The 7,627-nt window shown below is 63.6% G+C and carries 6 protein-coding genes; all 6 read right to left on the bottom strand.

Translation table 11 applies throughout. The features are described from left to right. Positions 1-189: 189 nt before the first annotated feature. Positions 190-1,032: an ABC transporter ATP-binding protein gene (locus M9H71_RS09175; protein WP_455404734.1), complete on the bottom strand. Its 843-nt coding sequence runs from the start codon at positions 1,030-1,032 to the stop codon at positions 190-192. A gap of 196 nt (positions 1,033-1,228) precedes the next feature. After that, positions 1,229-2,509, bottom strand: a complete 1,281-nt coding sequence (locus M9H71_RS09170; protein ID WP_455404733.1) for an ABC transporter substrate-binding protein — start codon at positions 2,507-2,509, stop codon at positions 1,229-1,231. A gap of 56 nt (positions 2,510-2,565) precedes the next feature. After that, on the bottom strand, positions 2,566-3,639 hold the full coding sequence (locus M9H71_RS09165; RefSeq protein WP_455404732.1) for a branched-chain amino acid ABC transporter permease: 1,074 nt from the start codon (positions 3,637-3,639) through the stop codon (positions 2,566-2,568). A 105-nt stretch (positions 3,640-3,744) separates the two neighbouring features. Further along, positions 3,745-4,638: a branched-chain amino acid ABC transporter permease gene (locus M9H71_RS09160; RefSeq protein WP_455404731.1), complete on the bottom strand. Its 894-nt coding sequence runs from the start codon at positions 4,636-4,638 to the stop codon at positions 3,745-3,747. Positions 4,639-4,750: 112 nt separating this feature from the next. Beyond that, a complete protein-coding gene (locus tag M9H71_RS09155; protein ID WP_455404730.1) occupies positions 4,751-6,682 on the bottom strand; it encodes an AMP-binding protein in 1,932 nt (643 codons plus the stop codon). Further along, the gene (locus M9H71_RS09150) at positions 6,679-7,506 is read right to left on the bottom strand and encodes an ABC transporter ATP-binding protein (RefSeq protein ID WP_455404729.1); all 828 of its coding nucleotides are present in this window, start codon (positions 7,504-7,506) and stop codon (positions 6,679-6,681) included. Before M9H71_RS09150 ends, M9H71_RS09155 begins: the two co-directional genes overlap by 4 nt. Positions 7,507-7,627: the final 121 nt, after the last annotated feature.

Here is a 7,627-nt window from a genome sequence, read left to right as displayed (position 1 = left end):
GACCGGCGTAAAAACCGCCGAGGCTCTAACTGTAGCTGGATGAAAGTTCGGTGGCAGGTCAACCCGGAGAGCAGCCCCTACTCGATTTCATCAATCGTTTTAAACGTCAACGGAGATCATCCCACCTTCCGTAACAAGAGAATGGTTGGAGTGAGTTGGTTTTGCACCGACCGAAGGAAGAGCCTCAGCCTACAGCCACCTCTTCCTCCTCTTGAAACTCTTCAAGTTCTTAAAGCTCTTCCTCTGATCCCCGGCGCCGCCGAGGTAGAATTCCTTGACGTCTTCGTTGTCGCGCAGCTCGTCGGCGGTGCCGTCGAGCACGACTTTGCCTTGCTCCATGATGTAGCCGTGGCTGGCGACGGAGAGGGCGGCGCGGGCGTTTTGTTCGACCAGGAGGATGGTGACGCCGAGGTCGCGGTTGATCTGCTGGATAATCGAGAACACCTCTTTGACCAGCAGCGGCGACAGGCCCATCGAGGGCTCGTCCATCAGGATCATCTTGGGCCGGGCCATCAGGGCACGGCCGATCGCCAGCATCTGCTGTTCGCCGCCGGACAGGTAGCCGGCGAGGCCGGTGCGCTCCTTCAGTCGCGGGAAGTAGTTATAGACCATCTCGATGTCGCGGCCGACCTCGCGGTCGCTGCGGGTGAAGGCGCCGAGCCTCAGGTTCTCCAGCGACGTCATGTCGGAGACGATGCGGCGGCCTTCCATCACTTGGAAAATACCGCGGCGGACGATGCGATCTGGATCGATGCCGTCGATGCGATCGCCGTCGAACACGATCTCGCCGCGGGTGACCTCGCCGTCCTCGGTCTTCAAGAGGCCCGAGATCGCCTTCAGCGTGGTCGACTTGCCGGCGCCGTTGGCCCCGAGCAACGCCACGATCGCGCTTTGTGGCACGTCGAGGCTGAGGCCGCGCAGCACCAGGATAACGTCGTCATAGACCACCTCAATGTTGCGGACGCTGAGCAGAGGGGGGGGCGCCGTGGAGGCGCCGGGCTGCGGAGGGTGAAGTTCGGCGGCTTCCGTCATGGTGGTCCTACGTTCTCGAACTCGCTGAACTTGATGGTGGGAAATCTGCACCCCAACCACCGCCGTCACCGCCCACGAAAGCGGGGGATGACGGTTGTTTGTGTTGAGGCGCCGCGGCTCAAAGCAGACGCGGCGCACGCTTTTCAGAGTTGCACAGCTGCGCTCAGCCGCCGCTGCGCTGGGCTAGGCGTTCAGCTCACCACCCCGCCCATTCCGGTTTGCGCGGCAGGTCGACGGTCTTGACCTTTTCGAGCTTGATGGTGCCCTTGGCGATCAGGTCCTTGAGGTCGCCGTCGGTCTGGCCCGACACCTTGGCGCGGTACAGGTCGATCTTCATGGTGCCGCGGTGGTCCTTAGCGGTCCAGGTCGAGGGATTGCAGACGCCTTCCATCCCGGCCGGCACCCAGTCCTTCTTCTGATAGAAGCCCTTGGCGACGTTCTCGCCGGTGGCGCCGCCGTTCTTGGCGGCCCATTCGATCGCCTCCTTCATGTACAGCGCCGAGCACACGCCGGCGATGTAGTGCACCGGCCGATACGCGGTGCCGGCGGGATCGGACATCTTGGAGATCGCCTCGACCGTCTTCATGCCGGGCGCATTGCCGCCCCAGGCGACCGCGGTGCGCAGCGGGAAGATCACGCCGTCGGCGGCATCGCCGGCGGTCTTGGCGGCGTTCTCGTCCATGCCCCAGACATTGCTCATGAACTGGACGTCGACCCCGGCCGCCTTGCAGGCCTTCATCACGGAGATGTTGGAAGCCGCGGTGTTGCCGAGATAGGCGTAATTGGCGCCGGAGCTCTTCAGGGACAGGCACTGGGCGCTGTAGTCGCCCGGCGACAGCGCGAACACCAGCGGCGGCAGCACCTCGAAGCCGAGCTCCTTGGCCATCGCCTCGCCCGCGGCCTTCGGCGCGTTGGGGTAGGGGTGATTGGCGCCCATGTGGACGAATTTCGGCTTACCTGGCTTGCCCTTGGCCTTCCAGTCTTCCGCGGCCCACATCAGCTCGGCGCGCACGGCATCCGAGTAGGACGGGCCGTAGAAGAAATTGTAAGGCGCCGGCTTGGCCTTGCCGCTGGTGCCTTCCGGATCGGTCAGCGCCGCGGCGTAGGAGCCGGAGATGTCCGGGATCTTGTCGTTGGCGAGGAAGCCGGTCAGCGCCTCGGTGTCGGCGGTGCCCCAGCCCATGATCGCCGCGACCTTGTCGCCGCTCGACCATTTCTTGTACAGCGCGATCGCGCGCGGCACCTGATAGCCGTAGTCGTTGGTGTCGACATTGAGCTGCTTGCCGGCGACGCCGCCGTTCTTGTTGACCCAGGCGAAGGTGTCGGCGACCGCGTGGCCATAGGGCGTGCCGACGTCCGAGGTGCCGCCCGAATAGTCGGCAAGATGGCCGATCGCGATCTGCGCCTGCGCGGTCGCGGAAGCCGCGGCCATCACCAACGCCAGCGACGCCGTGCTCAAAAGGGATTTCAGTTTCATGGGTCGTCCTCCGATCGTTTTGGTCGAGGTCTTGTTGTTGTTCCCCTGCGCCAACCTCAATGCGAGAAGGGGTAGAGTTTCCAGTACGCCTTGATCTGCCGCCAGCGGTGCGCCAGCCCGTCCGGCTCGAACACCAGGAAGGCGATGATGATCAGGCCGATCGCGATCTCGCGCAGGAAGGTCAGGTTGTTGTTGAGCGCCAGCACGCGGTCGATCGCGCCGCCCTTCAGCGCCTCGCTCAGCCATTCCATCACTTCCGGGAGCAGCACCACGAAGGCGGTGCCCATCAGCGTGCCCGAGATCGAACCGATGCCGCCGATGATGATCATCGCCAGGAACAGGATCGAACGCTCGATGCCGAAGCCTTCGTTGGAGACGACGAGCTGATAGTGCCCGTACAGCGCGCCGGCGATGCCCGCGAAGAACGCCGCCAGCCCGAACGACAGCGTGCGATATTTGGTGAGGTTGATGCCCATGATCTCGGCGGAGAGATAGTGGTCGCGCACCGCCACCAGCGCGCGGCCGTCCCGGGTCCGCATCAGGTTGGTGACCAGGATGTAGCTGACCAGCACATAGGCCAGCACGACGTAGAAATACTGCTTGTCGCCCTGCAGCACCCAGCCGAAAAGCGAGAACGGATTGGCCATCGCCGGCACCGAGCCGCCGGAGAACCATTCGGCGCGCGAGAAGAAGTCGATCAGAATGTACTGCGCCGCCAGTGTGGCGATGACGAGATACAGCCCCTTCAGCCGCGCGGCGGGCAGGCCGAACACCAACCCGACCAGCGCCGCGACGATCCCGGCGAGCGGAATCGCGAACGCCACCGGGATCGGAAAATGATTGTTCAGATATGCCGAGGTGTAGGCGCCGAGCAGAAAGAACGCGGCGTGTCCGATCGAGATCTGGCCGGTGAAGCCGACGAGGATGTTCAGTCCGAGCGCCGCGATGCCGAAGATGCCGATCTGGATCAGGATGCTGAGCCAATAGCTCGACAGCAGATGCGGCGCCAAGCACACCAGCGCAATGCCGAGGATCGCCGCGTTGCGGCTGGTCTTCGTCGGGAAGATCGTGGTGTCGGCGGCATAGGAGGTGCGGAAATCGCCGGCGGGGATCAGGGGAGTATTCGCCATGGCGCTGTCAACGCTCTCTCTGGGATAAAATCATCGTCATGCGCCATCTCTCTCTTTGGGCATGATCGTTCCGGAAAACCGGTGTCCACTTTTCCGCGATCATGCCTAGATCCGCTCGATGTCCTTGGTGCCGAACAGGCCGTAGGGCTTGATCATCAGGATGATGATCAGCACGTAGAACGGTGCGATTTCGTAGAGATTGCCCCAGTGCAGATATTCGCTGTCGACATACTGGGCGATATTCTCGAGCAGGCCGATGATGATGCCGCCGAGCACGGCGCCGCCGATCGAATCCAGACCGCCGAGGATCGCTGCCGGAAACACCTTGATGCCGTAGGCCGACAGCCCTGATGAGACGCCGTTCACCACGGCGACGACAACCCCGGCGACCGCCGACACCGTCGCTGAAATCGCCCAGGCCATCGCGAACACGCTCTTCACCGAGATTCCGAGCGATTGCGCGACCTGCTGGTTGAACGCTGTCGCCCGCATCGCCAGGCCGTATTTCGACACTTTGAAGAACCACGCCATACCGATCATCATCGCCACCGAGACGACCAGACTCATCACGTAAACGGTCTGGATCTGCAGGCTGCCGATCGTGATCGATTGGGTGGCGAACACTTGCGGGAACGGTTGCGGACTGACGCCAAAGATCCACTTCAACGCCGCCTGGAATACGGTCGACAGAGCGATCGTCACCATGATCACCGAGATGATCGGCTCGCCGATCATCGGCCGCAGCACCACGATCTGCACCGCGATGCCGAACACGAACATGAACACCAGCGTCAGCGGCATCCCGAGATAGAACGGCACCTGATATTTGGCGAGCAGCGCCCAGCACACCCAGGCGCCGATCAGCAACAATTCGCCCTGAGCGAAATTGACGACCTGGGTGGCCTTGTAGATCAGCACGAAGCTCATCGCGACCACGCCGTACAGCGTGCCGACCACGAGGCCGTTGACGAGAAGCTGGATCAGGAGGGTGGAGTTCATCTTCTTGCCTCCCACGTCATTGCCGGACTTGATCCAGCAATCCATCTTCTTTGAACGATGGATGCGCGGGTCGAGCCCGCGCATGACGCCTTCACACGTTGCGCTGCCGTGCTCATTCCGCCGCCTCCGCGTGCGCGGCGCCGCTGCCCAAATCCACGACCTTCAGGGAGGTGCGGATCCGCTGCGTCGTGCCGTCCTGGAACTGGATGGTGGTGTCGACCGGGATGTCGCTCTGGCCGCCATAGATGCCGTCGATGATCTCGGCGTATTTCTCGTTGATGACGCTGCGGCGGACCTTGCGGGTGCGGGTCAGCTCGCCGTCGTCGGCGTCGAGTTCCTTGTAGAGCAGCAGGAACCGCGCGATCCGCTGTGCGGGCGGGAGCGTGGTGTTGACGCTTTCGACCTCCTTGCGCAGCAGCTCGTAGACCTCCGGGCGCGAGGCGAGGTCGGAATAGGTGGTGAAGGAGATCCGCTTCCGCTCCGCCCATTTCGAGATGATCGAGTAGCGGATGCAGATCATCGCCGCCAGCATGTCGCGGCCGGCGCCGAGAATCACCGCCTCTGCGACGTAAGGCGAGAATTTCAGCTTGTTCTCGATGTATTGCGGCGAGAACCGCTCGCCGTGCGACAGTTCGGCGAGGTCTTTGATGCGGTCGATGATGACGAGCTGTCCGCCGGCGTTGAAATAGCCGGCGTCGCCGGATTGCATCCAGCCGTCCTTGATATCGGCAGTCGAGGCCTCCGGATTCTTGTAGTAGCCCAGGAACATGTTGGGATGGCGGACCACGACTTCGCCGATGCCCTGAACGTCGGGGTTTTCGATCTTGATTTCGATGTCGGCGCCCATCGGCACGCCGGTGGTGTCGGGATCGACCGCGTCCGGCTGGTGCAACGTATAGGCGCCGAGCAGCTCGGTCTGGCCGTACAGCGTGCGCAGCGGCACGCCCATCGCGCGGAAGAACCGGAAGGTGTCAGGTCCCAGCGCCGCGCCGCCGGTCGCGGCCGAGCGCAGCCGCGTGAAACCGAGCCGATCGCGCAGCGCTCGGAATAGCACGGCGTTTGCGAAGGCCGAGTGTCTGCCCTGCTCCAGCGCAGCGAGACCGGCTTTCATGCCGGTGTCGTACAGCCGCTGCTTCAGCGGCGAAGCGTCCATCACCCGCGCTCGCACGTCCGCGGCGATGCCTTCCCAGACGCGAGGCGCGAACAGCACGAAGGTCGGCGCGATCTCGCGAAAGTCGTTCATCAGGGTGTCGGGCTCTTCGACGAAGTTGACCTTCATCCGGCACAGCAGCCCTTTGCCGAGCGCGTAGACCTGCTCCATGATCCACGGCAGCGGCAGCACCGAAACGTATTCGTCGTCGGGCCCCTTGGGATCGAAGCTCAGATAGGTTGCACAGTGCCGCAGCACGCGGCCCGCGGCGAGCATCGCGAGCTTGGGATGCGCCGTGGTGCCGGAAGTGGTGCACAGGATGGCGACGTCCTCGCCGCCGGTGGCGTCGACCAGGCGGTCGTAACCTCCGGGCTCTCGCGCCGCACGATTGCGTCCCAATTCGGCTAGTTTATCGGCGGGCAGCAGCCGCGGGTCGTCGTATTTGCGCATGCCGCGCGGGTCGGAATAGACGATGTGCTTGAGGTGGGGCGCGCGCTCGGCCAGGACGAGCAGCTTGTCGACCTGCTCCTCGTCCTCGGCGAATACCAGCGCCGCCTCGCCGTAGTTCAGAAGATAATCGGCTTCTTCGTCGAGTACGTCCCGATACAGCCCGAGGCTCATCGCACCGATCGCATGGGTGGCGATCTCGGCCGCGACCCAATCGGGGCGGTTGTCGCCGATGATGCCGATCACGTCGCCGCGGCCGAGCCCGAGCTCGACCATGCCGAGCGCGAAATCGTGGACCCGCTTGTGATAGTCGGCCCAACTGTACTCGCGCCACAGCCCGAGGTTCTTTTCACGCAGCGCGATCTCGCCACCGAATTCGGTTGCGTTGAGGCGGAGCAGCTTTGGGAAGGTGTCGGCTGCCGCGACGCGGCCGGCGTAGTCCATCATGTCGCGTGCTCCGGAGCGGAGCTGCGCAGCGACGCTGCGTCTGGATCGACCAGCAGCTCATCCTCTTCGCCGAGATAGGCGCGCCTGACGTGCGGGTCGGCGAGTACCTCGGCGGGGTCGCCCTCGGCGATCTTGCGGCCGAAATCCAGCACCACCACGCGGTTCGAGATGTCCATGACGACGCCCATGTCGTGCTCGATCATCACCACCGTCATGCCGAACTCTTCATTGAGGTCGACGATGTAGCGGGCCATGTCCTCCTTCTCTTCGAAATTCATGCCGGCCATTGGCTCGTCGAGCAGGATCAGTTTGGGTTCCAGCGCCATCGCTCGGGCGAGCTCGACCCGCTTGCGCAAGCCGTAGGACAGCGTGCCGGCGGTCGCCTTGCGCACCGACTGCAGGTCGAGAAAGTCGATGATCTCCTCGACCTTCTGGCGGTGCTCCAGCTCTTCGCGCCGGGCGCCGAACCAGTACAACGCGCCGGTGAGGAAGTTGTTCTTGAGCAGGTGGTGGCGGCCGACCATGATGTTGTCGAGCACGCTCATGTGGTGAAACAGTGCGAGATTCTGGAAGGTGCGGCCGATGCCGAGCGAGGCACGGGCGTTCGGCTTCAGCCCGGTGATGTCGCGTCCGCGAAACAGCAACTGGCCTGCACTCGGCTGGTAGCGGCCGGAGATACAGTTGACCACTGAGGTCTTGCCGGCGCCGTTCGGGCCAATGATCGAAAACAGCTCGCCGTCGTTCACGGCAAAGCTCACCTCACTCAGCGCGCGGACGCCGCCAAAGCGCAACGACACATTGCGCACTTCCAATGCGTGTTCCAAACCCCGTTTCCTCCCGGGCACCGGCCGGCGCGTTGCTCGCGCCTGGATGTGATGCCGCAGCGTTCTTTGAGGCTCGCCTTGTTGCCAGGCGATGCCGTCGCTCAGCTAAGCCTATTCCGGC

The sequence above is a fragment of the Rhodopseudomonas parapalustris genome, from assembly GCF_053772255.1.
This window is presented reverse-complemented; position numbering and strand designations above follow the sequence as displayed.

Coding starts and splice junctions, on each gene's coding strand:
- M9H71_RS09175 (WP_455404734.1), bottom strand. CDS start 1,032: ATGACGGAAGCCGCCGAACTTCACCCTCCGCAGCCCGGCGCCTCCACG.
- M9H71_RS09170 (WP_455404733.1), bottom strand. CDS start 2,509: ATGAAACTGAAATCCCTTTTGAGCACGGCGTCGCTGGCGTTGGTGATG.
- M9H71_RS09165 (WP_455404732.1), bottom strand. CDS start 3,639: ATGGCGAATACTCCCCTGATCCCCGCCGGCGATTTCCGCACCTCCTAT.
- M9H71_RS09160 (WP_455404731.1), bottom strand. CDS start 4,638: ATGAACTCCACCCTCCTGATCCAGCTTCTCGTCAACGGCCTCGTGGTC.
- M9H71_RS09155 (WP_455404730.1), bottom strand. CDS start 6,682: ATGATGGACTACGCCGGCCGCGTCGCGGCAGCCGACACCTTCCCAAAG.